The organism is Luteimonas sp. 22616 (genome assembly GCF_052044325.1).
In the GTDB taxonomy this organism is placed as follows: domain Bacteria; phylum Pseudomonadota; class Gammaproteobacteria; order Xanthomonadales; family Xanthomonadaceae; genus Luteimonas.
In genome coordinates, this window is sequence record NZ_JBQEMW010000001.1 from 1,874,576 (window position 1) to 1,900,899 (window position 26,324).

Sequence of the window (26,324 nt, forward strand, 5' to 3'; positions counted from 1 at the left end):
TTCCGGCGCCTGGGACTCAGGGCGCCTGTACCTCGTAGCCCATTGCGCGCAGCCGTTCGAGGAAGCCGTCCGGTGCCATGATCCCGGCCACTGGCAGCATCGCGAAGGTCGTCTGGTTGTCCGCCAGCGCGCGCTCTGCCGCGGCGATCCAGGCGTCGCCCGCACGTTTTGGCAGATCGGCGATGCCGAGCCGTTTCGCCAGCCCGGTTTCGGTGATCGCATCGACGCAGGCAGCGTACTGGTTGTGGGACGGCAACGTGCGCAGCGCCTCAATGTCCCCCGTGGCCCAGGCGTTGGCCCTGGCGCGCATGTTGTCCAGATCCGTCTCGATCCGCGCCATCGTGCGCGCGAAGCATTCGGTGTCGTCGAGCGTGCTCTTGTTGAATTCCTTGAGCGCTGCTTTCGGATCATCGATCACCAGCGTCGCCTCGACCGGCACCACCGGCACGTCGGCGAGCTTCGCCGCCTTCCTTGCCGCCTTGCCCACGACATCGTCGAGCGTCAGTCCGGACTTGCGCATGGCCGCCTCGTAGAGCTCCTGCGCGGCCAGGATCGGGCGCCGCTTCTCGACGCCGCGGTCACGCCCCATGTAGCGCGCCTTGAGCACCTCCCAGCGCATGTACAGTTTCGGCGACACCACCTCCCGCAGTTTCTTCCCGTCCGGGTTGTTGCGCGCCCTGAGCAACGCCGGCACCAGCATCAGACCGCGGAAGAAACCGACGTCGGCCTTCATCACCACCGACGGCGGCGCGATCACCGCCTGCGATCGGGCGATGGTGTCCTCGACCTCGCGCGACATCCACTCCATGCGCTTTGGCAGCGGTGACAGCGTGCCGAGGATGTAGAGCACATGGTCGCCCTTCGACACTTTCCACATGCTTGGCCCGGGCTGCGCGCCGGAGACGACGACGGTGTCCATGTCGACGATCGCTGCCGGATCCTGCGCAGCGGCTGCCGGCGACGTCGCTTTGCCATCGGGCTCGGGGGACGTGGCCTGCAGCGGGCTTGCGGACTGCGCATGCGCCGGCCACACCGCAAGGCAGGCGAGCAATGCGAGATGGCGAAAGATCAAACGCATGGCAGCTCCCGCGGCGGAATGCGTCATTGTATGAACGTAACCGGCTGGCGTCGTTTGACGGGACCCAGGGAAGAAAGATTGTTCTCCCGACTGATGGGAGCGGCTCATGCTTCTTGTTCGATTGCACGCTCTGCCGCCATCTGATGGGCCCCGACGCGGCCGGCAGGCCTTCGGAGCGAATGTCCTCCGGCATCCGCCTGACGGCGAACGCCTCCTCCTTGATTTAGCCCCGAAGGCCTGCCGGCACAACGGGCCTACCGAATCGCAGGCATGCCGAAAAAGGCCAAGTTCCTGCCTTGCGCTTGTGAAACCACCGGCCAAGTCGGAACGCCGGGTGCGAATGCCCTTGGGTGCGAAATCAAGGAGGAGGCGTCGGCCGCAGGCCGAGGCCGGAGGACATTCGCACCCAAGGGCAGTCGCACACGGCGCCCAGCCAGCTTGCGAACCCAGCGCTTTTCCCCAATAGGGTGGCGATAGGGTGTAAACAAGAAACGGCCTGCGAGGGATGCTCACAAGCCGCTGATTTCAAAACCAGATTTGGTCGGGGTAGCCGGATTCGAACCGACGACCACTTGTCCCCCAGACAAGTGCGCTACCAGGCTGCGCTATACCCCGGTTGGGTGCGGATTATACCGGCTTCGCGGACTGCGCCGCGCGTTCCGGGTTCAGCGGCGCAGCAGCTGCAGGATTTCCTCCAGCTCCATCCGCACCTGCTTGATGATCTGGGTGCTCAGCGCCGATTCCTGCTTGGCGCCCTCGCCTTCCAGGCGCTGGCGGGCGCCGCCGATGGTGTAGCCCTGCTCGTACAGCAGGCCGCGGATCTGGCGCACCATCAGCACGTCGTGACGCTGGTAGTAGCGGCGGTTGCCGCGGCGTTTGACCGGGCTCAGGCTCGGGAATTCGGTCTCCCAGTAGCGCAGCACGTGCGGCTTGACGTCGCACAGCTCGCTAACTTCACCGATGGTGAAGTAGCGCTTGGCCGGGATCGGCGGCAGTTCGCGGTTGCTGCCCGGGTCAAGCATGGGCACCTCCCGCATACGCTTCCACGCGCTCTTTGAGCTTCTGCCCGGGGCGGAAGGTGACCACGGTGCGCGCGGAGATCGGGATCTCCTCGCCGGTCTTGGGATTGCGGCCGGGGCGCTGGTTCTTGCGGCGCAGGTCGAAGTTGCCAAAACCCGACAGCTTGACCTGGCGGCCGGCCTGCAGGCCCTCGCGCAGGGCGTCGAAGAACGCATCGACGAATTCCTTGGCCTCGCGCTTGTTCAGCCCGACTTCCTCGTACAACCGCTCGGCCATTTCCGCCTTGGTCAACGCCATTTCAGCTCCCCAAAACCTGACCGGTGCTCATCCACGTATCCGTGCCCCGTGGGCGGACTCGAGTGCGGCCGTGACATCGGCTACCACCGCATCCACCTCGGGGTCGGTCAGAGTGCGTGAATCCTCCTGCAGAATCAAGCCCATGGCGAGACTCTTGAAACCCGATTCGACCCCCTTGCCCACGTAGCGGTCGAATAGCTGCAGGTCGCGCAGAGCCGCGCCCGCGGCGCCGCGCACGGTGCCCGCGACCGCCTCCCACGGCACCTCCTGGGCGACGACGAACGCGAGATCGCGGCGGACGGACGGGAACCTGGACAAGCCCCGCGCGGCGGGCACGGCGCGCTGGCGCAGCGGCGCCAGGTCGACCTCGAACGCCACCACCGCATGGTCGAGTCCCAGCGCCTGCTGCAGGCGGGGATGCAGTTCGCCGATCGCGCCGACGACCACGCCATCGCGCAGCACTTGGGCCGCACGTCCCGGATGCGCCCACGCCGGCTGCGCCGCCCGGTACTCGAGCTTCGCCCCGGACAACGCGGCCAGGCTGTCGAGATCGCCCTTCAGATCATGGAAATCCACCCGCCGCGCCGGCACGCCCCACTGTTCCGCCGAGGCGTCGCCGCAGGCCACCGCAGCTATCCGCAAGGTTTCCGCCGGTGCCTGCCCTGCCCGCGCTTCGAAGACCTTGCCAAGCTCGAACAGTCGCACCCGCGCCTGTTGGCGCGCTTCGTTGCGCGCCAGCGCGTCGACCAGCCCCGGCAGCAGTTGCGTGCGCATCACGCCCAACTCGGCGCTGAGCGGGTTGGCCAGCGGCACGGCGCCGGCGTTCGCCTGCCAGGCATCGAGCAGGCCGGCGTCGACGAAGGCGTAGTTGATCGCCTCCAGGTAATCGCGCGCGACCACCTGGCGGCGCACGTCCTGCTCGGCCACCTGAGTTTCGGTGGGTGCGGCGAGGCGCGTGGCGCCGCCGGGGAGCGTGGTCGGGATTGCGTCATAGCCGTGGATGCGCGCGACCTCTTCGACCAGGTCCTCCTCGATCGCCAGGTCGAAGCGGCGCGTCGGCGCGGTGACGTTCCAGCCCTCCGCGCTCGCCGCGACCTCCAGGCCGAGCGCGCTCAGGATCCGTTCGACCTCGGCGTCGGCAATGTCCAGGCCCAGCACGCGCGCCAGCCGCGCACGGCGCAGCGGAATCGGATGCGGCTGCGGCAGGTGCTCGGGCAGCACGGCCTCGGTTACCGGACCCGGTGTGCCGCCGGCGATGTCGATGACCAGGCGCGTGGCGACCTCGATCGCGGTCCGTGGCAGCTCGGGGTCGACGCCACGTTCGAAACGGTGCCCGGCATCGGTGTGCAGGCCGAGCTTGCGGCCGCGGCCGATGATCGCCGCCGGCGCGAAGTGCGCGGCTTCGAGGAAGATGTTCTTCGTCGCCCCGGTGACGCGGGTATCGAAGCCACCCATCACGCCGGCCAGCGCGACCGCGCGATCGGCGTCGGTGATGACGAGGAAGCCGGGATCGGCGACGACGTCGCGTCCATCGAGCAGCTTCAGCGCTTCTCCGGCGCGCGCGTGACGCACCCCGACTGGGCCGTGCAGGAGGTCGCGGTCGAAGGCGTGCATCGGCTGGCCGAGTTCGAGCATCACGTACTGGGTCACGTCGACCAGCAGCGACACTGGGCGGATGCCGCTGCGGCGCAGGCGCTCGGCCATCCAGACCGGCGTGGGCCGGCTGGCGTCGACGCCGCTGATGACGCGGCCGACATAGCGCGGCGCGTCGGCGCCGGCGCCGGCGTCGAGCCGCACTTCGAGCGCGGCGTCGCCTTGCGCAGGCACTGGCGCGGCGTCGAACGCCGTAACTTCGCTGCCGCAGGCCGCGGCCACGTCGAAGGCGATCCCGCGCACGCTGAAGCAGTCGGCGCGATTGGGCGTGAGCTTGAGTTCGATGCTGGCGTCGGGCAGGCCGAGGTAGCCGGCCAGCGGCGCGCCAATCGGGGCGTCGTCGGGGAGTTCGAGCAGGCCCGAGGCGTCGGCGTCGATGCCCAGTTCCTTCGCCGAGCACAGCATGCCGTTGGATTCGACGCCACGCAGTTTCGCGGCCTTGATGGTGATGTCGCCGACCTGCGTACCGATGGTGGCCAGCGGCGCCAGCAGGCCTGCACGCGCATTCGGCGCGCCGCAGACGATCTGCAGCATCGCGCCGGTGCCGGCATCGACCTGGCAGACCTGCAGGCGATCCGCCTCGGGATGCTTCTCCGCGGACACGATGCGTGCGACCACGACGCCGTCGAGAGCTTCGCCCAGCGGCGTCAGCTCCTCGACCTCCAGGCCGATCGCGGTCAGCGTCGCGGCGAGTTCGTCGCGCGTGGCATCGGTATTGACGTGCTGGCGAAGCCAGTTTTCTGAGAATTTCATGTCAACTATCCCGTGTCATCCCGAGCGCAGCGAGGGATCTGCTCCTCGATCAGCGACAACAGATCCCTCGCTGCGCTCGGGATGACAGCTTGTGGTTACGCGAACTGTTTAAGGAATCGCACGTTGTTGTCGAAGAAGCTGCGCAGGTCGTCGACGCCGTAGCGCAGCATCGCGAAGCGCTCCACGCCCAAGCCGAAGGCGAAGCCGGTGTAGCGCTCCGGATCGATGCCGACGCTGCGCAGCACGTTCGGATGCACCATGCCGCAGCCGAGCACTTCCAGCCAGCGCGTCGAACCGTCCGGTTGCTGCCAGGCGATGTCGACCTCGGCCGACGGCTCGGTGAAGGGGAAGTAGCTGGGGCGGAAGCGCATCTCGAAATCGCGCTCGAAAAACGCGCGCACGAATTCGGACAACGTGCCCTTGAGGTCGGCGAAGCTGGCGTGCTCGTCGACCAGCAGGCCCTCGCACTGGTGGAACATCGGCGTGTGGGTCTGGTCGGAATCGCTGCGGTAGACCTTGCCCAGCGCGATCATCCGCAACGGCGGCGCACCACCGCCCTCCAGCAGGTCCTGCATGTAGCGCACCTGCACGCCGGAGGTGTGGGTGCGCAGCAGGCGGGCGACGCCGCTGCCGTCCGGGCGCATGTAGAAAGTGTCGTGCATCGCACGCGCCGGATGGTGCGGCGGGAAGTTCAGCGCTTCGAAGTTGTGCCAGTCGTCCTCGATCTCCGGGCCATCGGACAGCTCGTAGCCCAGGCGCCCGAAGATGTCGGCGATACGTTCCATCGTGCGGCTGACCGGGTGCAGGCCGCCGCGCGCGGCATCGCGCCCCGGCAACGTGATGTCGATGGTCTCGGTCGCCAGCCGCGCGTCGAGCGCCGCCTCGTCGAGCGCCGCCTTGCGTGCCGAAAGCGCGGCACCGATCGCATCGCGCGCGCGGTTGATCGCCTCGCCGGCGGCCTTGCGCTGGTCGCCGGGCAGCGCGCCCAGCGACTTGAGCTGCGCGGTGATGCTGCCGCTCTTGCCCAGCAGCGCGACGCGCAGTGCCTCCAGCGCGTCAGGAGTATCGGCCGCGGCGATGTCGGCGATGGCCTTGGAACTGAGTTGGTCGATGTCACTCATCGAAATGGATCCCCGGAACTACATGACGTCATCCGCGGCTTTCGACAGACGCATGTCTGGTCAAGCCGGGATCCAGCGACTTTAGCTCATGCACTCCAGACACCATCCGGCGAACACGAGGCCACTGGATTCCCGCCTTCGCGGGAATGACGGGCGAGAACAACCGTCCAGAACGAAACATGGGGAAGGACTTGCGCCCTTCCCCATGCGTGTACCGTGTTTGTCCGTGGGAGCGGCCATGGCGGCTCCCACGAAACCAACTTACGCTGCGAGCGCGCCCTTCGCCTTCTCCGCCAGGGCGGTAAAGCCGGCCGCGTCGTGCACGGCGATGTCTGCCAGCACCTTGCGGTCGAGGGTGATGCCGGCCTTCATCAGGCCGTTCATGAAGCGGCTGTAGCTGATGCCGTTCGCGCGGGACGCCGCGTTGATGCGGGCGATCCACAGCGAGCGGAAATTGCGCTTCTTCTGCTTGCGGCCGATGTAGGCGTACTGCAGCGCCTTCGTCACCGCCTGCTTGGCGACGCGGAAGACCTTGCGGCGGGCGTGGTAGTAGCCCTTGGCCTGCTTCAGGATTTTCTTGTGCCGACGGCGGGCCGTCACACCACGTTTGACTCGTGCCATTGTTCAGCCCTCCTCAGAGATATGGAAGCATGCGATCGAGACGGCCTGCGTCCTCGGCACGAACGTGGTTCGTCTGCCGGAGGTTGCGCTTCCGCTTGGTCGCTTTCTTGGTGAGGATGTGGCTGCGGTTGGCGTGGCCTGCCTTGTACTTGCCGGAAGCGGTCTTCCGAAAGCGCTTGGCCGCGCCCCGATGCGTCTTGATCTTGGGCATTGCGTTGTCCTTGAGGGTTTTCTTCGACTGGCCCGGGCGGTGGCGATGGCACCCGGAGGTACCGCCACGCTTTCCATCCTGCCCTTGCCGGCTTGTAAGTCCTTGATCCAGAAGCGGATCCGGACGGGTCCTGTTGCCGCACACACAACCCGGAAAACCGGGCCGCACATTATGCAGGGTCCGGGATTGCCTTGCAAATCATCTGGTTAGGGGCTTGCGAAGGTCGCCCCGTGGCCCGCCCGCAGGAACGGCGGAAGCCGCTACCGCGAACCCGATGGCAGGGCGGTCGCGGCTTCCGCCGCTCCTACACGGCCGGATCAGGCGCAAGGACCAAGAAGCCCCTCACCCTTTGCCCCGCTCCGCCCCCCGGCCCTGGGCAGCGCGCAGGGCGTTCATCGGCACGTGGGCCAATGGCCCACAAGCATGCCTCTCTACCCCGCTTCGCAGGAGAGGGGAACGGTTGGCGTCTGCGGCCTGTGGCCGCCGACATCATTTCTTCTTGGGGGCAATCATCATGACCATCTGCCGGCCTTCCAGGCGCGGGCGCGATTCGATCACGATGTCTTCGCCAAGGTCGGCCTCGATCCGGTTGGCCATCTCGCGGCCGAGCTCCTGGTGGCTCATCTCGCGGCCACGGAAACGGATGTTGACCTTGATCTTGTCGCCTTCCTCAAGGAAACGGCGCATGTTGCGCAGCTTGATCTGGTAGTCGCCCTCGTCGGTGACCGGCCGGAACTTCATTTCCTTGATTTCGACCTGCTTGGTCTTCTTCTTGGCTTCGTTGGCCTTCTTCTGCTGCTCGAAGCGGAACTTGCCGAAGTCCATAACCTTGCAGACCGGCGGATCGGCGTTGGGCTGGATCTCGACCAGGTCGAGCCCGGCGTCCTCGGCCAATTGCAGCGCTTCTTCGCGCGAGAGCACGCCGACCATTTCGCCGTCCGCACCGATCACGCGCACCCGCGGTACGCGGATGTCCTGGTTCCTGCGATTTTGCTTGTTGTCAGGGATACTGATATGTGGATCTCCAAGGAAACTCGTGCCGGACACCATGGTGTCCGGGCCTGCCGATGCACGGCTGCGAGCCATGCATCGGGTACAACCTCACGCTGCTGCGTGCCCGTCATCCAGGCGCGCGGCAAAGTCTGCGACGGACATCGTCCCCAGATCTTCCCCTGACCGCGTGCGCACTGCGACAGCCCCGTTTTCCTTCTCGCGGTCCCCCACCACGAGCAGGTACGGCACGCGCTGCAGCGTATGTTCGCGGATCTTATAGCCGATTTTCTCGTTCCGCAAATCCTCCGTGACCCGGAAGCCTTGATTTGCAAGGGTTTTCCGGACCTCGCGGACCCAGTCGGCCTGGGCGTCGGTAATGTTCATCACCACCGCCTGCACCGGCGCCAGCCAGACCGGCAAATTGCCGGCGTGGTGCTCGATCAGGATGCCGATGAAACGCTCCATCGAGCCCACGATGGCGCGGTGCAGCATGACCGGGTGCCGCTTCTGGCTGTGTTCGTCCACGTACTCGGCGCCGAGACGGCCGGGCATCATGAAATCGACCTGCATCGTGCCCAACTGCCAGGTCCGGCCGATGGCGTCGCGCAGGTGATATTCGATCTTGGGGCCGTAGAAGGCGCCCTCGCCCGGCAGCTCGGTCCACTCCACCCCGGCGGCGCGCAGGGCGCCGCGCAGGGCTTCCTCGGCCTTGTCCCAGGTGGCGTCGTCGCCCAGTCGCGGTTCGGGGCGCAGGGCCAGCTTGACCTGGACGTCGCTGAAGCCGAAGTCTTCGTAGACCCGCATGGCCTGGGCGTGGAAGTCGGTGACCTCGGCCTCGATCTGGTCCTCGGTGCAGAACACGTGGCCGTCGTCCTGGGTGAAACCGCGCACGCGCAGGATGCCGTGCAGCGCGCCGGACGGCTCGTTGCGATGGCAACTGCCGAACTCGCCGTAGCGGATCGGCAGGTCGCGGTAGCTGTGCAGGCCCTGGTTGAACACCTGCACGTGGCCGGGGCAATTCATGGGCTTCACCGCGTAGGTCCGCTTCTCGGACTCGGTGAAGAACATGTTGTCCTTGTAGTTGTCCCAGTGGCCGGACTTCTTCCACAGCTCGACGTCGAGGATCTGCGGGCAACGGACCTCGCCGTAACCGGTGTCGCGGTACACCTTGCGCATGTGCTGTTCGACCGCCTGCCACACGCTCCAGCCCTTCGGGTGCCAGAACACCAGCCCCGGCGCTTCTTCCTGCAGGTGGAACAGGTCCTGCTGCTTGCCGATGCGGCGGTGGTCGCGCTTCTCGGCTTCCTCGATGCGCTGGATGTAGGCGGCCAACTGCTTCTTGTCGGCCCACGCGGTGCCATAGATGCGCTGCAGCTGCTCGTTCTTCGAGTCGCCGCGCCAGTACGCGCCGGAAATTCGGGTGAGCTTGAACGCCTTGAGGAAGCGCGTGTTCGGCACGTGCGGGCCGCGGCACATGTCGACGTATTCCTGGTGGTGGTACAAGCCCATCTGGGTGACGTCGTCGTCCATGTCGGCGATCAGGCGCAGCTTGTAGTCCTCGCCTCGGGCCTTGAACGTCTCGATCACCTCCGCGCGCGGCGTCATCTTCTTGACCACGTCGTACTCGGTGCCGATCAGCTCGGCCATGCGCTGCTCGATCGCGGCCAGGTCCTCGGGCGTGAACGGGCGCTCGTGCCAGATGTCGTAGTAGAAGCCCTCGTCGATCACCGGGCCGATCACCATCTTAGCGTCCGGGTACAGCTGCTTGACCGCGTGGCCGACGAGGTGCGCGGTGGAGTGGCGGATGATCTCGACGCCGTCGTCGTCCTTCGGCGTGATGATCTGCAGCGTGGCGTCGTGGTCGATGACGTCACTGGCGTCGACCAGGCGCCCGTCGACCCTGCCGGCCACGGTGGCCTTGGCCAGGCCTGCGCCAATGGACTGCGCGACATCCATGACAGAGACGGGGTGGTCGAACTCGCGGCGGCTGCCGTCGGGAAGGGTGATGTTGATCATGTCGGTTTCTTGGGAAACACCGCGGCGGGCGCGGCTGCTGGTTCGGGTCGGATGCGGGACAACAAAAAAGGCGCCAAGGCGCCTGTCGTCATCGTGGCGATGATGGCCTTGGGTCAGTCAACGATGATCGCGGGTAGTGTCCATGTCGCACGCTCGGCCGGCGTTTCCGCGGGCCACCCTTGCATCGGCTCGGTCCGTGATTCTAGACGAAAAACGCACGCACCGGCGCGGGACCGGCGGGCGTCGGACAAGGTACGCGCACCCCCGCCGGCCGCGGGAAGGTGCTGGCGATCGGCGGCGAACCGGCCTCCCGCCCACGGCGCCGGTTGCGCGGTCCTTACGGGCAGACAACGCAACGCTGGCGCCCGGGCGTGGCCCGCCCTGCGCACCGATTGCCGACGCAGGACGGCGACGGCTCGCCAGCAATGCACTCCGGCATGCCGGCACGACCCGTTCGAAACATTCATGCGTGGATCTGACAGCAGGTAGCGCCAGTCGGCTGCGACCGTTGCACCTGCGGTAGCCGATAAATTAGAATCATTCTCATCCACAAAGACGACCGTCCCCGCGACCATGGAGGGCGCCAGGCCGATGCCAGGCGCCCTTTTCGCGTGCGGAACCGGCACCTCGCCCCTCCTTCCACCTGCAAGAGCCGTTCGATGTCCCGCGAGCCGCGATTCCTTCCCCGCCTTCCCCTCACCGCGCGCCACCCGATGGCCCTGGCGCTGCAAGTCGCCCTGCTCGCCTGCCTCGCGGCGCCAGCCGGCGCCCAGGACCTGGCCGCCGCAGAAGCCGACACCGACGCCACCACCCTCGACACCATCGAGGTCACCGCACCGATCGTGAAGAACACCGGGACGGCGACCAAGACCGACACGCCGCTGATCGAGATCCCGCAGTCGATCTCGGTGATCACCGACCGGCAGATGCGCGACCGCGGCATCCACGGCGTCGAGGAGGCGCTGTGGTACACCGCCGGCACCCAGGGCGGGCAGTACGGCGACGACTCGCGCAGCGACTGGACCCTGATCCGTGGCTTCAAGCCCGCGCGCTACCTCGACGGGCTGGCGGTGGTGGACGGTGCATGGACCGGCGATTCGCGCATCGAACCCTACGGGCTGGAGCGCATGGACGTGCTCAAGGGCCCCGCGTCGGTGAACTACGGCGCGATGCCGCCCGGCGGCATGCTCAACTTCGTCAGCAAGCGGCCCACTGTCGATCCGCTGCGCGAGGTTGAGCTGCAGGTCGGCAGCTACGACCTGCGCCAGGCCGCGTTCGACCTCGGCGGCCCGCTCAACGACAGCGGCACCCTGCTCTACCGCCTCACCGGCCTGGCGCGCAACAGCGACAACGTCGTCGACCACGTGCACGACGACCGCTACTACTTCGCCCCGGCGATCACGTGGACGCCGGACGAGCGCAACTCGCTCACCGTGCTGGCGCGCTGGCAGAAGGCCGACACGGTGGAGGGCGGCGGCTTCCTGCCGGCGGAAGGCTCGCTGTACCCGGGTCCCAACGGCAGCATCCCGCGCAGTTTCTTCGCCGGCGAGCCGGGCGGCAACGATTACATCAAGACCAACAAGTCGCTGGGCTACGAGTTCAGCCACGACTTCGGCGACGGCACCCGCTTCCGCCAGAACCTGCGCTACATGCGCGCCGACGTCGACGCCACCGCCGGCGGTATCGGTGCGTTCGGGCTGCAGGACGATTTCATCCCCGGCAGCGATCCGGGCCGCACGCTGCTGACGCGCTACTACTATCCGCGGCTGGACGAATCGTCGAGCTTCACCGTCGACAACAGCCTTGCGTTTGCATTCGAGACCGGACGCGTGCATCACGAAATGCTGGCCGGCGTGGACTACCGCCGCAGCCGCGACGACATGGCGCAGGCATTCGCGTTCGGCGTGCCGCCGCTGGACATCTACAACCCGGTCTACGGCGCCGAGCTCACCGTGCCGGACTTCACCTCGCACACGCTGCAGACCCAGGGCCAGGTCGGCATGTACGTGCAGGACCAGGCGAAGTTCGACCGCTGGGTGTTCACGCTCGGCGGGCGCCACGACTGGGTTGGTACCGACACCCATGACCGCATCGGCGGCGGCCGCCAGCACCAGAGCGACGCGCGCTTCTCCGGGCGCGTGGGCGTGAACTACCTGTTCGACAACGGGCTGGCGCCGTACGTGGGCTATTCGCAGTCGTTCCAGCCCACGGTGGGAACGGACTTCGACGGCCATGCGTTCGTGCCGACCACTGGCGAGCAAGTCGAGGCCGGCCTGAAGTACCAGCCGGCCGGCGGCCACCTGCTGGCGACGCTGGCTGTCTACGAGCTGACCCAGCAGAACACCCTCACCGTCGATCCCGATCACACATTGTTCTCGGTGCAGCAGGGCGAGACGCGGGTGCGTGGCGTCGAGCTGGAGGGCCGCTGGAACGTCGGCCCGGGCTTCAGCGTCTACGGCGCCTACACCCACACCGATTCGGAAGTGACCAAAAGCACCGCGCTGGAGACGCTGGGCAAGGAACTGGCGCTGCAGCCGCGCAACCAGGCCTCGCTGGGCACCGATTACACCATCACCACCGGGTCGCTGGCCGGGCTCGGGTTCTCTGCCGGCGTGCGCTACACCGGCGGTTTGTACGGCGACATCAACAACCTCTGGCACACGCCGTCGTACACGCTCTACGATGCCGCCGTGCACTACGACGTCGGCCATTGGCGCCTGCAGCTCAACGCCGCCAACCTCACCGACGAAAAGTACATCGCGGTCTGCAACAGCGGCACGTGGTGCTACTACGGCTATCCGCGCACGGTAACCGCGACCGCGCGCTTCCAGTGGTGAACGTAGCGATCGCGACCATTCCCGCATTCGACCGGCGAGGCCGCGCGTGACGCTCATCGGCGTGCTCACTGCCCTGCTGTCGGCATTGGCGCTGTTCGCGGGCTCGGGGCACTGCCGCTGGCGACTGCCGGCGGCGTTGCGCCGGTACGGCAACGTGGCAGGTGCATTGCTTGCGCTCGCGTCGCTTGCGGCATGGATCGCCGCGCTTGGCGTCGGCGCAGGACTGTGCGCGATGCTCGGCTGCTGGATGCTGGCGATGGTGGCGCTGCCGTACCTGGCCGTGCTCACGCAGACTTCGCCGCGATGATGTGGAGCCGCGCCAGCGCCGGCCTCGTCGCCGGGTTCTTCCTCGCGGCCGCGCTGGTCGGGCTGGTGGGTTGGGCATTGCCGGGCCCTTGGCAATCGACCATCGTGCCGGGGCTAGTCGTGTTCTTCCCGCTGTGGATCGGCGCTGCCGGTGTGGCATTCGGCTTCTCCAGCGGTCGCCGCGCATGGGGCTGGCTGGGCGGCCTGGCGCTGGTCGGTTTCGGCGCGCTGTGGGCGCTGCGCGCGCTCGGCTGGGTGCAATGACATGAAGCTGAAATCCACGACCCTGCGCACCTTCACCGCCGTGCACACCTGGACCGGGCTGGTCGCCGGTTTCGCCCTGTTCGTCGCCTTCTACGCCGGTGCGATCACCGTGTTCCACCACGACCTGCCGGCGTGGCAGTCGCGCGCCGCGGCCGAACAGCCGCTGCAGTCGCTGGACGAAGCGCAGCGGTTGCTCGACGGCGTGCTGCAGCGCCATCCCGCGGCACGCGTACACGTGGGCATGCTGTTTCCCGGCGCGGAGTGGCCGCAGTCGTCGGCCTACTGGCAGGACGCGCGGGGCACGTGGTTGTTCGCCACCCTCGAAAACCTCGATGGCAGCCCGAAGCCGCCGCAGGCCGGGCTGCCCGAGCTGCTCAACGAACTGCACTACTCGCTCGGCCTGCCGATCGTGGGCACCTGGCTGATGGGCATCGTCAGCCTGCTCTACGGGCTGGCGCTGGTGTCGGGCGTCGTGATCCACCTGCCGAAGCTGGTGCAGAACCTGTTCGCGCTGCGCCCGGGGCGCAACCTCAAGCAGTTCTGGCAGGACGCGCACAACGTCATCGGCGTGCTCAGCCTGCCGATGCACGTGATGTTCGCGATCACAGGCGCGCTGCTGTGCCTGCTGATGGTGCTGATGATGGCGCTCAACCCGCTGGTGTACGGCGGCAAGTTGATGGAAGCGCTGCCGATGGCGATGGACACCGCTCCGGTGCGCGCGGCGGCAGGCGTCGACGCGCCGGCGGGTTCGTCGCTGGCGATGTGGCGCGCGCGTTCGATCGAGGTCGCACGCGCGCAGGGCATCGATGATTTCGAGCCCGCCTACCTGAAGCTTGCCAACGCCGGGGACCGCAATGCGGTGGTGGAAGTCACCGGCGAATCGTCGCGCTCGCTCGGGCCGCTGGGCTCGGTGGCGCTGGACGCCAACACCGGCGAACTGCTGGCCACGCAACTGCCCGGCCGCCGCGACGCCAACCACGCCACGCTGGCGGCCACCTACGCACTGCACTTCGGCGAATACGGCAACGCGCTGGTGGCGTGGCTGTACTTCGTGCTCGGCGTCGGCGGCGCGTTCCTGTTCTACTCCGGCAACCTGCTGTGGATCGAGGCGCGCCGCAAGCGACGCCAGCAGGCCCAGGGCCGCGCGCAGGTGAACATGGCGCGGGCGACGGTGGGCATCTGCATCGGGTTCTGCGTGGCGGTGTCGGCGGCGTTCGTGGCCGCGCAGGCGTTCGAGGCGTGGGCGCCGGCACGGGTGGACGCCGGCATCCGCTGGACCTGCTTCCTCGCGTGGGCCGGCTGCGCCGCGTGGGCCGCGCTGCGCACGCCTGCCAGGGCAGCGCGCGAACTGCTCTGGCTGGCCGCGATCGTGACCGCAGCGGTACCCGTGGCGCACGGCTTGGCCAGCGGCCTGTGGCCTTGGCGCAGCGCGGCGTCGGGATACTGGGCGCCGTTCTGGGTCGACGGCGTGGCGATGGCGATGGCGTTCGCCTTCGCGATGCTGGCGCGCGCGACCGCGCGCCGCGCGCGTAGCGGCGACCCCAACAGCGTGTGGGCGGATTCCACCGCGGCCGGATAATCGTCGAGCGCCCAAGGGAGCGCCCTCAGTCGCGGGCCTCTTCCGGCCGATCATCCAGGCGCCCCGAGACAGGTTCCGCTTGTCTGGAGCAGGCCCAGCCGCTAGAATTCGCGTCCCTTCGGGCGGTTAGCTCAGCGGTAGAGCACTACCTTGACATGGTAGGGGTCACAGGTTCGAACCCTGTACCGCCCACCACTCGCGAGAGTGGACCTGATCACGGCGCGGCCAGATGGCTGCGCCGTTTGTGTTTTTGGGCGGCGGATTCCGGGCCGGACCCTGATTCGTGTAGGTGCGGCTTCAGGCGCGAGCTTTGCTCTCCGGTCAGGCAAGAAAGGCAGAAGCTCGCGGCTGAAGCCGCTCCTACAAGGTTTCTGTGGCGTCAGCCCGCCAGCATGGCGTCCTTCAGCCGCCGGATCTGGTCGCGTACCTGCGCGGCCTGCTCGAACTCCAGGTCGCGGGCGTGCTGGTACATCTGCTGCTCCAGCGCCTTGAGCTTCGCCGTGGCCTGGGCGGGATCGAGCGCGGCGTAATCCTCGCTCGCCTCGGCGACCTGGCGCTGCCGGCCACGACCCTTCTTCTCCATCGAAGGATCGGGGCGCGCGCCCTCCATGATGTCGACGATGTTCTTTTGCACCGACTGCGGGGTGATGCCGTGCTCGGTGTTGTACTCGACCTGCTTGGCGCGGCGCCGGTCGGTCTCGTCGATCGCGCGCTTCATCGAATCGGTGACCCGATCGGCATACAGGATCGCCTTGCCGCGCAGGTTGCGCGCGGCACGGCCGATGGTCTGGATCAGCGAGCCGGTCGAACGCAGGAAGCCTTCCTTGTCGGCGTCGAGGATCGCCACCAGCGAGACCTCGGGCATGTCCAGGCCCTCGCGCAGCAGGTTGATGCCGACCAGCACGTCGAACTTGCCCAGCCGCAGGTCGCGGATGATCTCCACGCGCTCAACCGTATCGATGTCTGAATGCAGGTAACGCACGCGGATATCGTGCTCGGCAAGATACTCGGTGAGGTTCTCGGCCATGCGCTTGGTCAGCGTGGTGATCAGCACGCGGTCGCCCATCGCCACGCGCAGGTTGATCTCGCCGAGCACGTCGTCGACCTGGGTCGCGACCGGTCGGATCTCGACCTCCGGATCGATCAGCCCGGTCGGCCGCACCACCAGTTCGACCACCTGCCCCTGCGATTTCTCCAGCTCGTACTCGCGCGGCGTGGCCGAGACGAAGATCGTGCGCGGCGAGCGGCCTTCCCACTCCATGAACTGCAGCGGCCGGTTGTCCAGCGCCGACGGCAGCCGGAAGCCGAATTCCACCAGCGTTTCCTTGCGCGAACGGTCGCCCTTGTACATCGCGCCGATCTGCGGGACGGTGACGTGCGACTCGTCGACCACCAGCAGCGCATCGGGCGGCAGGTAGTCGAACAGGCACGGCGGCGCCTCGCCCTGCATGCGCCCGGTCAGGTGCCGCGAGTAGTTCTCGATGCCGTTGCAGTAGCCGACCTCGGCCATCATCTCCAGGTCGAACTGGGTGCGCTGTTGCAGGCGCTGCGCCTCGACCAGCTTGTTCTGCGCGTAGAACTGCTCGAGCCGCTGCGGCAGCTCTTCCTTGATCGCGTTGATCGCGTCGAGCACGGTGCGGCGCGTGGTGACGTAGTGCGATTTCGGATAGATCGTGTAGCGCGGCAGCGTGCGCAGGGTTTCGCCGGTGAGCGGATCGAACAGGGTCAGCTTCTCGATCTCGCCGTCGAACAGCTCCATGCGCAGCGCCTCGGAATCCGATTCCGCCGGATGCACGTCGATCACCTCGCCGCGCACGCGATAGGTGCCGCGGCGCAGCTCGGTGTCGTTGCGGCTGTACTGCATCTCGGTCAGGCGCCGGATCAGCTCGCGCTGGTCGATACGCTCGCCGCGCACCATGTGCAGCACCATCTTGAAGTATTCGTTGGGATCGCCAAGGCCATAGATCGCCGACACCGTGCAGACGATGATCGCATCACGGCGTTCCAGCAGCGCCTTGGTCGCCGACAGCCGCATCTGCTCGATGTGCTCGTTGATCGAACTGTCCTTGTCGATGAACGTGTCCGACGACGGGATATAGGCTTCCGGCTGGTAGTAGTCGTAATAGCTGACGAAGTACTCGACCGCGTTGTGCGGGAAGAACGCCTTGAACTCGCCGTACAGCTGCGCCGCCAGGGTCTTGTTCGGCGCCATTACCAGGGTCGGCTTCTGCACCTGCTGGATGACGTTGGCGATGGTGTAGGTCTTGCCGGACCCGGTGACGCCCAGCAGCGTCTGCTTCGCCAGCCCGCTCTCGAAACCCTCGACCAGCTTCTCGATCGCCTGCGGCTGGTCGCCCGCCGGTTCGTAGGGGGCGACGAGCTGGAAGCTTGCGGGGTGGACGGTGTCGGACATGGGATCGGGGGATGGGAAGCGGATCGGTCAGTCTAGCGAACCCCGGAGATGGGGCCGCGCAGCCCGATGGGCAACCGCCTTTGCCAACTGTCGCGCCCCATGCTGCGGAGTGGGAGCGGCCATGGCCCCAATGCCCTTGAAAAGGGTCGGCGCATCACTTCGCGGAAGGTGAATTGCTCATCAAGTGCCAGGGTCGAGCGATCGCGGCCATGACCGCTCCCACAGGAGCCGGCTCGCTGGAACATCGAACCAGCCACCCGGCAACAGGGAATTCCGACGCGAATTCCGGAATTCTCCGACAGAAGCCCACCAGCGATACCGATACCCGGCCTTCGACACGCCCCCTAACCTGTCCCTTCCACTGGCATGGAGCCGAACATGAACCGCAAGGAAGCGGGCTTTTCCCTCGTCGAACTGGTTATCACGCTGGCCGTGCTGGCCATCATCATGGCCATCGCGCTGCCCGCCTTCGGCGGGATGCTGCAGCGGACGCGGGAGGCGAGCACCTACCACCTGCTCACCGCATCGCTCGCCACCGCGCGGCTGCGGGCAGTCAAGGACGGCGCCCCCGTGACCGTCTGCCCGAGCCGGGACGGGCGTACCTGCCGCGGCGACGAGGTCTGGAGCGACGGCTGGATCCTCTACCGGGATCCCGACCGCGACGATCAGCCGCAAGCGGACGACGCGGTGCTGCAGCACCTCGACGGCGTTCGCGGGAACCTGGCGCTCAGGAGCACGACCGGCCGCCGGCGCGTGCGCTTCCTGCCCAGCGGCTGGGCCTCCGGCAACAACCTCAGCATCCGCCTGTGTCGCCCTGGCGAGGACGGATTCCTCGGCAGCGTGATCGTCAACAACGCCGGAAGGCCGCGGACGGAGCGCTATTCCACTCCCAAGCGCTGCCCTTTCCAACCCTGACCCCAAAAAAAGGCCCGCAGCGAGGCGGGCCTTCTTCCTGGAGTGTCTGGCGCCCGAAGTTGGACTCGAACCAACGACCCCCTGATTAACAGTCAAGTGCTCTAACCAGCTGAGCTATTCGGGCAGGGATGCGCATTGTAATGCGCATGCCCTCCGGGTCAAGTCGGGCCGCCGGCTCACCAGCACTCGGCTGCGCTGGCTGCCGACCCCATCTCGCCCTTGGTCCCCGCCTGGTTGATCGACAGCGTCTTGCACTTGGTATCACGCGAAGCCTGGGAACCCTTCGGCACGGCCTGGATGGTATAGGCAGACGCAGTTGCCGCTCCTGAGAGCTGGATCGTGTAGTGGTCGCCGACCTCGTTCATGCATTGGGTATTCGGAAGCGCTGCGTTGAGATAGGTCAGGTGGGTCGTGTAATAACGCTCCATGAACTGAGCCGCCTCCATCGCACACGCCGCTCCAGCCGCACGCCGGGTCTTGGTGATGTGGTTCGTATAGCTCGGATAGGCGATCGCGGCGAGAATCGCCACGATCGCGACCACGATCATCAGTTCGATGAGGGTAAAGCCGGAAATCCGTCGCTGAATAGTCATCGTCAATTCCTGTTGTACAACTCGCGCCAGCCCAAGCGCCTGGCACCGGAGCCATCCGGCGGAGTCTTGACGAGCCCGCACTCGGCTTCGCTGCCGCATGCGTAGATCGCACCACCGACGCCAGTTCCCTGCCCGACCATGCCAACGCCCAGATCGACTGACGTAATGAACCCGTCCTCGCCATCTTCTCCGGCGTTTGTCAGCTTGTCCGTCCCTTCTCCGTCGCCATCAACGTCGATGTAGCTTCCACTGCCTCCATTTCGTTTCGGGTTGGTTCCGGTAAAGGCGTCGAGTGCATTCAAATATCCGGTACCACCCGAATCACAACCAGTTCCGGCCTGCGGAATGATGCTGGAGAACCACAGAGCGCGCCCGCGCATGAAGGGCGCTGTCACCACTCGCTCGCCTGCAGTGGGAATGCCCAAGTCCACGAACCAGCCCTTTGCGTCATCCGGAAGCGTCGAGTACTTCTCCCAGGAACGCGCGGCGCGCCCCAGCTCATCCACCCCCGTGAAAGGAATCGTCCGCTTATGCAGTGCACTGCGTCCAGAGATCGCTGAGCCAGCATCGATCAGCGCGTACAGCGTCTGCGTCGTCTTGCTTTCCAAGTCACCACTGGAGATGTACTTGCCGGTGCCGAACATGACGAAAATGCGTTCGGTGACCGGTTCACGCGCAATCGATACCGCAGCAGTGATGGGTTGAACGCCATCGGGACCAACCGCGGTGAAGAACTTTACGAAGCTCCACTTAGAAGGGTCCTTGTTACGAATGTCGAACTTCCAAAGATTACCCTTGAGATCACCCGCATACAGGAAGTCAGCCACGCCATCCACATTGGTATCTGCTGCACGGGGGGGCGCCAGACCGTTGCCTCCGGCGGTCCCCAGCGGGAACTTGCGGACCACGGCACCCGTTTCCGCGTTGTACACATACAGCACTGCGCTACCGGTATCGCTATCGACTCCGTTGCCCACGAATGCGAGCGTCATGCCGTTTTGACCCTTGCGGACGAGCGGCGCACCAAGTACATACCCCATGTCGGAATCGACGACGGTGCTGCCGTTGAAGGTGTGATCCCACAGCACCTTCGTCTCATCGAAGGTGGCCGGATCGGTCACATCCAGCGCAAAGACGCCTTTGCCACCCCGGCCCAACGATCCAACCAGAATGTTCTTCGTGTTCCCTTGCGCACGGGTAGTTACGTCGATACCACCATCGACGAAGAACTTGTGCTGATATTCCGGGTCACTCAGGGTTGCCAGCGCTGAGAAATTCAACCCTGCCGGAACGTATGAGAACTCAACATGTCCATCGGCGCTATTGATGGCATGCAACATGCCGTCGTTTGCACCAATGAACAGCGCCGCGGTTTCTTCGGAATAGAAGGGGGAAGAATTGACGATGTCGCCGATCGGTGTGGTTCGCTGACGCAGGTCGCCGAGGCTACCGCCTTCGCCTGAGCGCTCGCCCTTGATATAGGCGGCGTTGTCCGCACCGCTCACGGGTGCATCGCCTCCCGTGCGTTCAAGCTTTGCCTGCTGCGCGCTGGTTGGAAACGCAACTCCGTCCAGAATAGAACTGTTCCAGGTGTAAACGCCGCGCGCCAGAAAATTGGCAGGCTCTTCCTTCGCAACTTCCGCCGCGCTCCAGCTGGACGAACCAGCAATATCGCCACCCGCGATGCTGATGCTCTCGACGTCGCCGGACCAGTCACCCGAGGTAAACGTCGCCTGGAAGATCTTGGAGCCCGCGTTCAACTGGGGGCCGTTGGAGGTAACGTTGGAACCGGAGGCCCTGCGCTTGGTAATGTTCCCCAGCGCACCTTTGAGTGCCCTGGCGAAGTCTTCGGCATTGGCAGCTGCGATGAAGTTGCCGTGGCCGTTGACCGCTGCATGCCACAAGTCGTCGATACGTTCAGCATCCTCCCGGTCCATCGGATCGGGCCAGATGGAGGAATTGGATGCCGGTGGCTGATCGGTCTGGGGCAGCGTACCGCTAAGGCCAATCGAGATGCCAAAGGTCACCATGTGCTGCCAACTGGCCTTGTCGGAAGCTGAGTTCGGCACGTTGTCGGTCAGATCGCGGAGATCAGAGTTGTAGTAATGCGCGGCAATGTCGGCGAGCGTGACCGAATAACCATCACCATCCTCGTCTCCCAGCCCGAACCTCGAATCCTTGCTGTCGTTCCAGTAGCCATCTGTCGTCAGAATCGCGAAGTTCTGCCTGCAGGACAACTGATCCTCGTCCGACTGCGGGCCCCAAGGACCGTTGGCATCCGAACGCGTGTAGTACCTGCCTACATCGTTAAGAGCCCCGCGCAATGGCGTCGAACCAGCTGCAGTTTGCGCTCTATGGATACTGTCAAACCAAGAGGTCTTGTTCGTACCGGAAAACAAGCCGTCGTTGGTGCCAACTGGAATGACCTGGTTGGTGCCAGTAGCGCTGAGATCCGACGAACGTCCATTGATGGGCGTATAGCCTACGCGGTTGTTCTCGCTCAAGGCAGCAAAAGCTTCCGAAGCACCTGCCTTAGCCGTTTTCATTCGGCTACGGAAGTAGGAGTACCAAGTGGCGATATTCTTGAGTTCCTCTGCTTGCAAACGCCCAGTGGGAGTCCCTTCGATTTCTAGAGTGGAGTAGGCATCAAGCGTCACATTGGAGAAGTCGCCGTTGTCTCGATAGACCTGAACTGTCCAGCTCCCGGCCCGCGGATTGCTCACCGAGCAAGCCTCACCGCCATTCCCGCCATTGGACTGGCATTGCCTATTGCCGCTGGGATCGACAAGGTTCAGCTCAACGTTCCTACCGCCGCCGCTGGTAGAAATTCCGAGACTGCCGGTGCCCGCGGACACAGCAATGCTGAAAGTGCGTTGCGTGTCGTAAGGCATGGACGAGTCCAGCGGACCTTTCGGAAATCCCGATACCCGCACCGGAGATCCGGTCACGACCTTTCCAGAGGCATTGACCCAATAACGGACAAAGTCCGACGGGTCAGTAGAGGCCGTAACACCACTCTTCGGCATGTAGAAGATTGATTCACTACTGCCACGCAGATCGCGCGTACCGGACGCGGCATCGGCAAGGTTCCAGTTGCTGTATGCGGCATCTACCGTGATACCACCGCTGAGGCGGGTAACCCCATCAGCTGTCAGCCAGGGGCGATAGTCAATATTGGGGTTGTAATAAACCCCATTGTTCAGATAAGAACGGTCATGCGGGTTGTCGCGCAGCCCAACCTGAGTTCGCCCAGTGCTAGTTCCGGAGTAGTCAACCGGCTCGGCATCGAAGGCCTCGTCCGTAGTCGGCATGGAAATCAGGCCCATTGACCCCGAGTTGTCGAGGATGAACATGATGTTCGGCGGTATCGAACCCACTCCCGTCTGCAGCGGGTAGTCCGGGAAACTCGTCGCCGCGCTGGCCGGAAACGCCAGCATGGTTACCGCAAAGCCGGCGAGGATCGCGCGCAAACCGGACGCACGGCTGAAAGATGGTTGGTGCTTCATGGAAAGTGTCCTCATGGCACTGGCACTGCATAAGTGGATTGCAGCATTACCTTGGCCCCGTTCTGTGGCGCCTGGCTCAGCACGGTGATGCGATAGACCTGCTTGGCATTAGTGCAGGGCGAAGAGGACATGTCCACGCTTGCAGTACAGTCCTCAGACTCGGACTGCCCATAATCCTCGACAACATACTTGAGCTCGGAATCAGTGCTGCTTCCGCTGGCGGCTCGGTAGTTCGCCGCGTTGTTCCAGAATCCATTTGCCTGCCATACCGGCGCAGCGCCTGCCTTGGGCATAGCACATACTCCGTCTACACAGCCGGAGCCCGGGGGGATTGGCTTCGTTGCAGCATATATTTCCGCTTCACGCAGCGCCGCTTCCGCCGCCTGAAAGACCTGACCACGCGCGAGCACGTTGCCCGCCATGCGCTCCTGCAGCAACGTCCCCCGCATAGCGGCCAAGCCAAGCAGTGTCACCACTAGCAACAGGAGAAGCACGACCACGAGCGAAACACCGCGCTGGGTACGCGACCGACCAGAAATCGCGATCTGTCGACTCACAGCACACCTTCCTTGTTGCGAATGGCGACGATATGGGTCAGCTGACGATTCAGAACATCGCCGTCAGTATTCTCGATATAGCTGCCCCGCAACGCACCCTCAGCACCCTCTACAGTCAGGCCAACCTGCACTGCGTTCACGTCGCCCCAGCTGCCTGCGGCGGTAATAGTAGATGCATCAACAAAATTGGCGGTGCCACTGGTGCGATACCGAAGATTCATGCCGCTGACACCTTCCGCGATCTCGACCACCTCTTCTGCGGTGGGAACCACCCCGCCGGCCTCATTGACCAACGTCGCACGATACAGCGACCGCCCACCCGGCCGGCCATTATTGCCGATGAACCATCTGAAGCTCTGTACCTGCACCACAGTGGCCGGCGAGCGGCTGTGCTTGGCACAGTTGGGGTTGACCGACTTTCCGTCCGGCACCAGGAAGCAATAACCCTTGTCACCACTGGCCCCACCGGTGCAGTTGCGCTCGTACTGGAACTCGTTGCCGCAGTTTCCCGCAGTACCACTGCCGCTACCGCCGTTGTGCCCGATCTTCACGCCGCTACCGGTGATGCCTGTGGCCTGGAAGACGAACGCGAAGGAATTATTGCAGACCATCAGGATGTCGTTGTCCGAGATGCCCGTGGTACTGGTGACATCCAGAACGGCGGCCGGATTGTCATGCTGCGTCACCCGGATATCGCCATTGTTCGCCATGTGCAAATCGATGGCATCGGTACCAGCGACGCGCTGCGCCGCGGCAGATCCCGTCGTGGTGCCTGGCGCGACTTCACTGCCGGCATAGCCGTGCAGGCCATCGGCATACTGCCCCCACCAGCCGTTATCGCCCGACTTCAGCTGGCTGACGATGGGAAGCGCACCGCCGCATGGATTGCCACCTGCCTCGCGCAGATCCCGGGACATGATCTCGAACGCCACCCGGGTGTTTTCCTGGATGCGATTGAGAGTCTCTGTCGACGCGTAGACCCGCTTGTTGGCAAGGAACATCCCGCCGGCGGCGGCAGTCACCACCAAGCCGAGAAGCAGTGCAATCATCAGCTCGATCAGTGAAAGACCACGGACTAGATGGGGATTAACGTGTCCGGAGCGTCGTTGGTTTCGGATAGCCGCCATGTCACAGTCCAGTGGTGGTTTCGATTTCGAGGGGCTCGGTGTCTTCCACGTCTCCCGTCGCGCGAGTGTCATCCCAGCGCACTCCAACGGTGCATTGGTTCGCACCACATTGAATGCGACCGCAGGCGTCGGCACCGAGAACGCCCTGCACATTGGCAAGCCAGCCATTGAACGCCGAGTAATCCGTGTGGTCGTCGTCATCAGCGGCGACGGCGGCGGTGCAGGTCCACGTGCCGACATTGAAGCCACCCTTCATGGCCAGATCACGATTCAGGCGCAGCCGATCAAGCATCGAATAGGTCTGCATCACTGCCTGCGAGCGCGCAGCCGAACTGTTGCTGTTCTTCAGCGTGACAGCCTGCAGCGCCGCCATGCCGAGCATGCCGATCCCCAGCACCAGCACGGCGATCAGCACCTCCAGCAGTGAACTACCCGATTGTTTCCACGCGCTGGTGGGACTCATGTTTCGAGGTTTCATGGAATTCCTCAGTTCGCTCTGGCGGTGCATGCCGACGATCCATCCCTTGAGGACACGCTGATGCGACTCACGGCAACAGCGACATCCCTCGTATTCGTGGCGCTCGGCAGTTTGGCGTTGCACACAGAAAGCGCGCCCTCGCGTGCGCTTCCGCTTCCGATCCGCGCAAGGCCATCGGCCGAAAAGCGGATTCGGTTATTCGTCGCGACATTGGCGCTCGGCTTGACTTGCGTGTTGCCAGTCGAAACCGCGATATCGCGAATGATCGCGTCAACTCCCGCATCGACGGCGTTGTCTCCGTCCGCGTCAGAGAACACGATCAATCGCTTCCAATCGCCGCCGGAGCACGTAGCCCCATCGACGCTGGGGCACAGCACGACGCTGCTGTTCCGGCGGATCGCTTCCATCCTCGCCGTCTGCAGCGCGGCCACGACTTCGTTTGCCGATGCGGTCAGGCGATTGCTGTTGATGAGGTTCGAGAAGCTTGGTGCCGCGATGGCAGACAGGATGGCCAGAACCGCAACCGTCACCATCAGCTCCACCAACGTGAAGCCGGCCGACAGGCGCTGGCACCCGGGTCGTCGCCCAGATCGATCTCGTACGGACTGCATCTCCCCTCCCCGGGAAATCGACGCCTGAACACCCTAGTGCCGGCAGTCTCCACGTGCCAGCCGCGCCCGACCAACGGCCGCGGGGACAGCGCGAGTGGCATCCAGAGCCTGCCGGCGCCTAGCCTGGGCATCGCAAGCACGTCATCATCGGATTTTCCCTTGCGCACCCCATGGCCAAGACCGACCCACATCCGCTGGACGCCCTGTGGCAGCCGCAGGCCCTTATCTGGGTTCTCCTGGCGGGGGAATGCCTGGCTGCCGTGCTGGCCTTGGCGCCCGGGGACAACGGCGGCCGCTGGATCTATTTCGGACTCGCCTCTTTCCTGATCCAGTGGGTTGCGCTGTTGACGCTCGGCACGCTTTACATGTTCCGGCGCCTTCTTGCGGGAATGCGCCCACCGCGCGTGGCATGGCTGGCGCTGGCGTTGCTCCTGGCCAACACCTGGCTTGTCACGGGCCTGGCGTGGCTCCTGCTCGGGGCATCATGGCCGGCTGCCGAAGACGGCTGGCTGACACTGATGCTGCAGCTGACGGGCGTCGTCATTGCGGTGGGCCTCCTCGGCCTGGCCGCCTTCCAGAACCACTGGCGTGCCCGCCAGCTCGCGGTGCGGGCGAAGCAATCGGAGCTGGAGGCGCTGCAGGCGCGGGTTCGGCCGCACTTCCTGTTCAACACGTTGAACAGCGGGGTGGCGCTGGTGCGGCAGCGGCCGGAGCAGGCGGAGGAACTGCTGCTGGGGTTGTCGGACCTGTTCCGCGCGGCGTTGGCGCGGCCGCATGACGTGCCGTTGGCCGAGGAACTGGCCCTGGTGCGGCGCTACCTGGAGATCGAGGCGGTGCGGTTCGGGCCGCGGTTGCGGGTGGCGTGGCGGTTGCCGGAATCCCTGCCCGAGGTCGCGGTGCCGGCGCTGTCGGTGCAGGCGCTGGTGGAGAACGCGGTGCGGCACGGGATCGAGCGGCTGCCGGAAGGCGGGGAAGTCAGCATCGAAGTCGTCCCGGATGACGATTGGGTGGTGGTGGCGATCCGCAACGCGGTGCCCGCGGGGGCGGACGACGGCAACGGCGGGCATTCGATCGGGCTTGAGGCGACGCGGGCGCGGCTGCAGGCCAGCACCGCGGGGCGTGGCAGCCTTGAGTCGGGACGCGAAAGTGGGGGATTCGTGGCGCGGATGCGTTTGCCGCTGGGGTGAGTCATCTCAACCGCATGACAGTTGCCTGCGGCGCTGTCGAAGGAGATATGTCAGGGGCGTAGCCCCGGCCTACGACGGAATTGACCCGAGGCTTAGTCGATCAAGGCCGCGATGGGGTTGCCGGACCTGGCCGCACCGGAATCGTCGGGAGTGTAGCCCCCACCCGCGACGGTCGGGGCGGATGGGCG

The 26,324-nt window shown here is 65.4% G+C and carries 22 protein-coding genes and 3 tRNA genes; 7 read left to right on the forward strand and 18 right to left on the reverse strand.

Annotation, left to right across the window (positions count from 1 at the left end):
- Positions 1–16: 16 nt before the first annotated feature.
- From ACTJIL_RS08590 to thrS, 10 genes are all read right to left on the reverse strand, one after another.
- Positions 17–1,078, reverse strand: coding sequence for a TraB/GumN family protein (locus ACTJIL_RS08590; RefSeq protein WP_440755110.1), 1,062 nt, complete (start codon positions 1,076–1,078; stop codon positions 17–19).
- A 538-nt stretch (positions 1,079–1,616) separates the two neighbouring features.
- Positions 1,617–1,693, reverse strand: a tRNA-Pro gene (locus tag ACTJIL_RS08595).
- 50 nt (positions 1,694–1,743) lie between these two features.
- Positions 1,744–2,100: a MerR family transcriptional regulator gene (locus tag ACTJIL_RS08600; RefSeq protein ID WP_440755111.1), complete on the reverse strand. Its 357-nt coding sequence runs from the start codon at positions 2,098–2,100 to the stop codon at positions 1,744–1,746.
- Positions 2,093–2,395: an integration host factor subunit alpha gene (locus ACTJIL_RS08605; protein WP_027080542.1), complete on the reverse strand. Its 303-nt coding sequence runs from the start codon at positions 2,393–2,395 to the stop codon at positions 2,093–2,095. The genes ACTJIL_RS08600 and ACTJIL_RS08605 overlap by 8 nt, the downstream gene beginning before the upstream one ends.
- Positions 2,396–2,422: 27 nt before the next feature.
- Positions 2,423–4,801: a phenylalanine--tRNA ligase subunit beta gene (gene pheT, locus ACTJIL_RS08610; protein WP_440755112.1), complete on the reverse strand. Its 2,379-nt coding sequence runs from the start codon at positions 4,799–4,801 to the stop codon at positions 2,423–2,425.
- A 95-nt stretch (positions 4,802–4,896) separates the two neighbouring features.
- Complete coding sequence (pheS, locus tag ACTJIL_RS08615; RefSeq protein WP_440755113.1) at positions 4,897–5,922, reverse strand: phenylalanine--tRNA ligase subunit alpha; 1,026 nt, start codon at positions 5,920–5,922, stop codon at positions 4,897–4,899.
- A 261-nt stretch (positions 5,923–6,183) separates the two neighbouring features.
- The gene (gene rplT / locus ACTJIL_RS08620; RefSeq protein WP_440755114.1) at positions 6,184–6,543 is read right to left on the reverse strand and encodes a 50S ribosomal protein L20; all 360 of its coding nucleotides are present in this window, start codon (positions 6,541–6,543) and stop codon (positions 6,184–6,186) included.
- Between the two features lie 13 nt (positions 6,544–6,556).
- A complete protein-coding gene (gene rpmI, locus ACTJIL_RS08625) occupies positions 6,557–6,754 on the reverse strand; it encodes a 50S ribosomal protein L35 (protein ID WP_024889803.1) in 198 nt (65 codons plus the stop codon).
- A gap of 489 nt (positions 6,755–7,243) precedes the next feature.
- Positions 7,244–7,840: a translation initiation factor IF-3 gene (infC, locus tag ACTJIL_RS08630; RefSeq protein WP_440755115.1), complete on the reverse strand. Its 597-nt coding sequence runs from the start codon at positions 7,838–7,840 to the stop codon at positions 7,244–7,246.
- 15 nt (positions 7,841–7,855) lie between these two features.
- A complete protein-coding gene (gene thrS, locus ACTJIL_RS08635; protein WP_440755116.1) occupies positions 7,856–9,763 on the reverse strand; it encodes a threonine--tRNA ligase in 1,908 nt (635 codons plus the stop codon).
- Between the two features lie 713 nt (positions 9,764–10,476).
- On the opposite strand from thrS, the gene ACTJIL_RS08640 reads away from it, so the two are divergent.
- The 5 genes from ACTJIL_RS08640 (at position 10,477) to ACTJIL_RS08660 (ending at position 14,944) form a co-directional block, all read left to right on the forward strand.
- On the forward strand, positions 10,477–12,600 hold the full coding sequence (locus tag ACTJIL_RS08640; RefSeq protein ID WP_440755117.1) for a TonB-dependent siderophore receptor: 2,124 nt from the start codon (positions 10,477–10,479) through the stop codon (positions 12,598–12,600).
- 46 nt (positions 12,601–12,646) lie between these two features.
- Positions 12,647–12,907, forward strand: coding sequence for a hypothetical protein (locus ACTJIL_RS08645; RefSeq protein ID WP_440755118.1), 261 nt, complete (start codon positions 12,647–12,649; stop codon positions 12,905–12,907).
- Entirely contained in the window at positions 12,904–13,170 is a 267-nt protein-coding gene (locus ACTJIL_RS08650; protein ID WP_440755119.1) for a hypothetical protein, read from the forward strand. Before ACTJIL_RS08645 ends, ACTJIL_RS08650 begins: the two co-directional genes overlap by 4 nt.
- A gap of 1 nt (position 13,171) precedes the next feature.
- The gene (locus ACTJIL_RS08655) at positions 13,172–14,749 is read left to right on the forward strand and encodes a PepSY-associated TM helix domain-containing protein (RefSeq protein ID WP_440755120.1); all 1,578 of its coding nucleotides are present in this window, start codon (positions 13,172–13,174) and stop codon (positions 14,747–14,749) included.
- 120 nt (positions 14,750–14,869) lie between these two features.
- Positions 14,870–14,944: transfer RNA gene (locus tag ACTJIL_RS08660), tRNA-Val, on the forward strand.
- Positions 14,945–15,128: 184 nt separating this feature from the next.
- On the opposite strand, the gene uvrB is transcribed toward ACTJIL_RS08660, so the two are convergent.
- Entirely contained in the window at positions 15,129–17,162 is a 2,034-nt protein-coding gene (gene uvrB, locus ACTJIL_RS08665; protein ID WP_440755121.1) for an excinuclease ABC subunit UvrB, read from the reverse strand.
- A gap of 378 nt (positions 17,163–17,540) precedes the next feature.
- On the opposite strand from uvrB, the gene ACTJIL_RS08670 reads away from it, so the two are divergent.
- On the forward strand, positions 17,541–18,077 hold the full coding sequence (locus ACTJIL_RS08670) for a GspH/FimT family pseudopilin (RefSeq protein ID WP_440755122.1): 537 nt from the start codon (positions 17,541–17,543) through the stop codon (positions 18,075–18,077).
- Positions 18,078–18,124: 47 nt separating this feature from the next.
- Here the strand turns inward: ACTJIL_RS08670 and ACTJIL_RS08675 are convergent.
- The 7 genes from ACTJIL_RS08675 to ACTJIL_RS08705 all read right to left on the reverse strand — a co-directional run bounded on the left by ACTJIL_RS08675 (position 18,125) and on the right by ACTJIL_RS08705 (position 24,949).
- Positions 18,125–18,201: transfer RNA gene (locus ACTJIL_RS08675), tRNA-Asn, on the reverse strand.
- Positions 18,202–18,253: 52 nt separating this feature from the next.
- Positions 18,254–18,670, reverse strand: coding sequence for a type IV pilin protein (locus ACTJIL_RS08680; protein WP_440755123.1), 417 nt, complete (start codon positions 18,668–18,670; stop codon positions 18,254–18,256).
- A 2-nt stretch (positions 18,671–18,672) separates the two neighbouring features.
- A complete protein-coding gene (locus tag ACTJIL_RS08685) occupies positions 18,673–22,176 on the reverse strand; it encodes a pilus assembly protein (RefSeq protein ID WP_440755124.1) in 3,504 nt (1,167 codons plus the stop codon).
- 11 nt (positions 22,177–22,187) lie between these two features.
- Complete coding sequence (locus ACTJIL_RS08690; RefSeq protein WP_440755125.1) at positions 22,188–22,733, reverse strand: pilus assembly PilX family protein; 546 nt, start codon at positions 22,731–22,733, stop codon at positions 22,188–22,190.
- Positions 22,730–23,782: a PilW family protein gene (locus tag ACTJIL_RS08695; RefSeq protein ID WP_440755126.1), complete on the reverse strand. Its 1,053-nt coding sequence runs from the start codon at positions 23,780–23,782 to the stop codon at positions 22,730–22,732. Before ACTJIL_RS08695 ends, ACTJIL_RS08690 begins: the two co-directional genes overlap by 4 nt.
- Before the next feature lie 79 nt (positions 23,783–23,861).
- Positions 23,862–24,323: a type IV pilus modification protein PilV gene (gene pilV, locus ACTJIL_RS08700; RefSeq protein WP_440755127.1), complete on the reverse strand. Its 462-nt coding sequence runs from the start codon at positions 24,321–24,323 to the stop codon at positions 23,862–23,864.
- 23 nt (positions 24,324–24,346) lie between these two features.
- On the reverse strand, positions 24,347–24,949 hold the full coding sequence (locus ACTJIL_RS08705; RefSeq protein WP_440755128.1) for a GspH/FimT family pseudopilin: 603 nt from the start codon (positions 24,947–24,949) through the stop codon (positions 24,347–24,349).
- Positions 24,950–25,119: 170 nt separating this feature from the next.
- Between ACTJIL_RS08705 and ACTJIL_RS08710 the strand changes: the two genes are divergently transcribed.
- Positions 25,120–26,136, forward strand: a complete 1,017-nt coding sequence (locus ACTJIL_RS08710) for a sensor histidine kinase (RefSeq protein ID WP_440755129.1) — start codon at positions 25,120–25,122, stop codon at positions 26,134–26,136.
- Positions 26,137–26,324 lie beyond the last annotated feature (188 nt).

Bases quoted from the DNA above. Each gene is read 5' to 3' on its own strand.
- rpmI (WP_024889803.1), bottom strand. From the start codon at position 6,754: ATGCCCAAGATCAAGACGCATCGGGGCGCGGCCAAGCGCTTTCGGAAG.
- ACTJIL_RS08685 (WP_440755124.1), bottom strand. From the start codon at position 22,176: ATGAAGCACCAACCATCTTTCAGCCGTGCGTCCGGTTTGCGCGCGATC.
- uvrB (WP_440755121.1), bottom strand. From the start codon at position 17,162: ATGTCCGACACCGTCCACCCCGCAAGCTTCCAGCTCGTCGCCCCCTAC.
- ACTJIL_RS08680 (WP_440755123.1), bottom strand. From the start codon at position 18,670: ATGACTATTCAGCGACGGATTTCCGGCTTTACCCTCATCGAACTGATG.
- rplT (WP_440755114.1), bottom strand. From the start codon at position 6,543: ATGGCACGAGTCAAACGTGGTGTGACGGCCCGCCGTCGGCACAAGAAA.
- ACTJIL_RS08710 (WP_440755129.1), top strand. From the start codon at position 25,120: ATGGCCAAGACCGACCCACATCCGCTGGACGCCCTGTGGCAGCCGCAG.
- ACTJIL_RS08670 (WP_440755122.1), top strand. From the start codon at position 17,541: ATGAACCGCAAGGAAGCGGGCTTTTCCCTCGTCGAACTGGTTATCACG.
- ACTJIL_RS08605 (WP_027080542.1), bottom strand. From the start codon at position 2,395: ATGGCGTTGACCAAGGCGGAAATGGCCGAGCGGTTGTACGAGGAAGTC.
- ACTJIL_RS08695 (WP_440755126.1), bottom strand. From the start codon at position 23,782: ATGATTGCACTGCTTCTCGGCTTGGTGGTGACTGCCGCCGCCGGCGGG.
- pheS (WP_440755113.1), bottom strand. From the start codon at position 5,922: ATGAGTGACATCGACCAACTCAGTTCCAAGGCCATCGCCGACATCGCC.
- pilV (WP_440755127.1), bottom strand. From the start codon at position 24,323: ATGAGTCCCACCAGCGCGTGGAAACAATCGGGTAGTTCACTGCTGGAG.
- ACTJIL_RS08590 (WP_440755110.1), bottom strand. From the start codon at position 1,078: ATGCGTTTGATCTTTCGCCATCTCGCATTGCTCGCCTGCCTTGCGGTG.
- ACTJIL_RS08655 (WP_440755120.1), top strand. From the start codon at position 13,172: ATGAAGCTGAAATCCACGACCCTGCGCACCTTCACCGCCGTGCACACC.
- ACTJIL_RS08600 (WP_440755111.1), bottom strand. From the start codon at position 2,100: ATGCTTGACCCGGGCAGCAACCGCGAACTGCCGCCGATCCCGGCCAAG.
- infC (WP_440755115.1), bottom strand. From the start codon at position 7,840: ATGGCTCGCAGCCGTGCATCGGCAGGCCCGGACACCATGGTGTCCGGC.
- thrS (WP_440755116.1), bottom strand. From the start codon at position 9,763: ATGATCAACATCACCCTTCCCGACGGCAGCCGCCGCGAGTTCGACCAC.
- pheT (WP_440755112.1), bottom strand. From the start codon at position 4,801: ATGAAATTCTCAGAAAACTGGCTTCGCCAGCACGTCAATACCGATGCC.
- ACTJIL_RS08650 (WP_440755119.1), top strand. From the start codon at position 12,904: ATGATGTGGAGCCGCGCCAGCGCCGGCCTCGTCGCCGGGTTCTTCCTC.
- ACTJIL_RS08705 (WP_440755128.1), bottom strand. From the start codon at position 24,949: ATGCAGTCCGTACGAGATCGATCTGGGCGACGACCCGGGTGCCAGCGC.
- ACTJIL_RS08640 (WP_440755117.1), top strand. From the start codon at position 10,477: ATGGCCCTGGCGCTGCAAGTCGCCCTGCTCGCCTGCCTCGCGGCGCCA.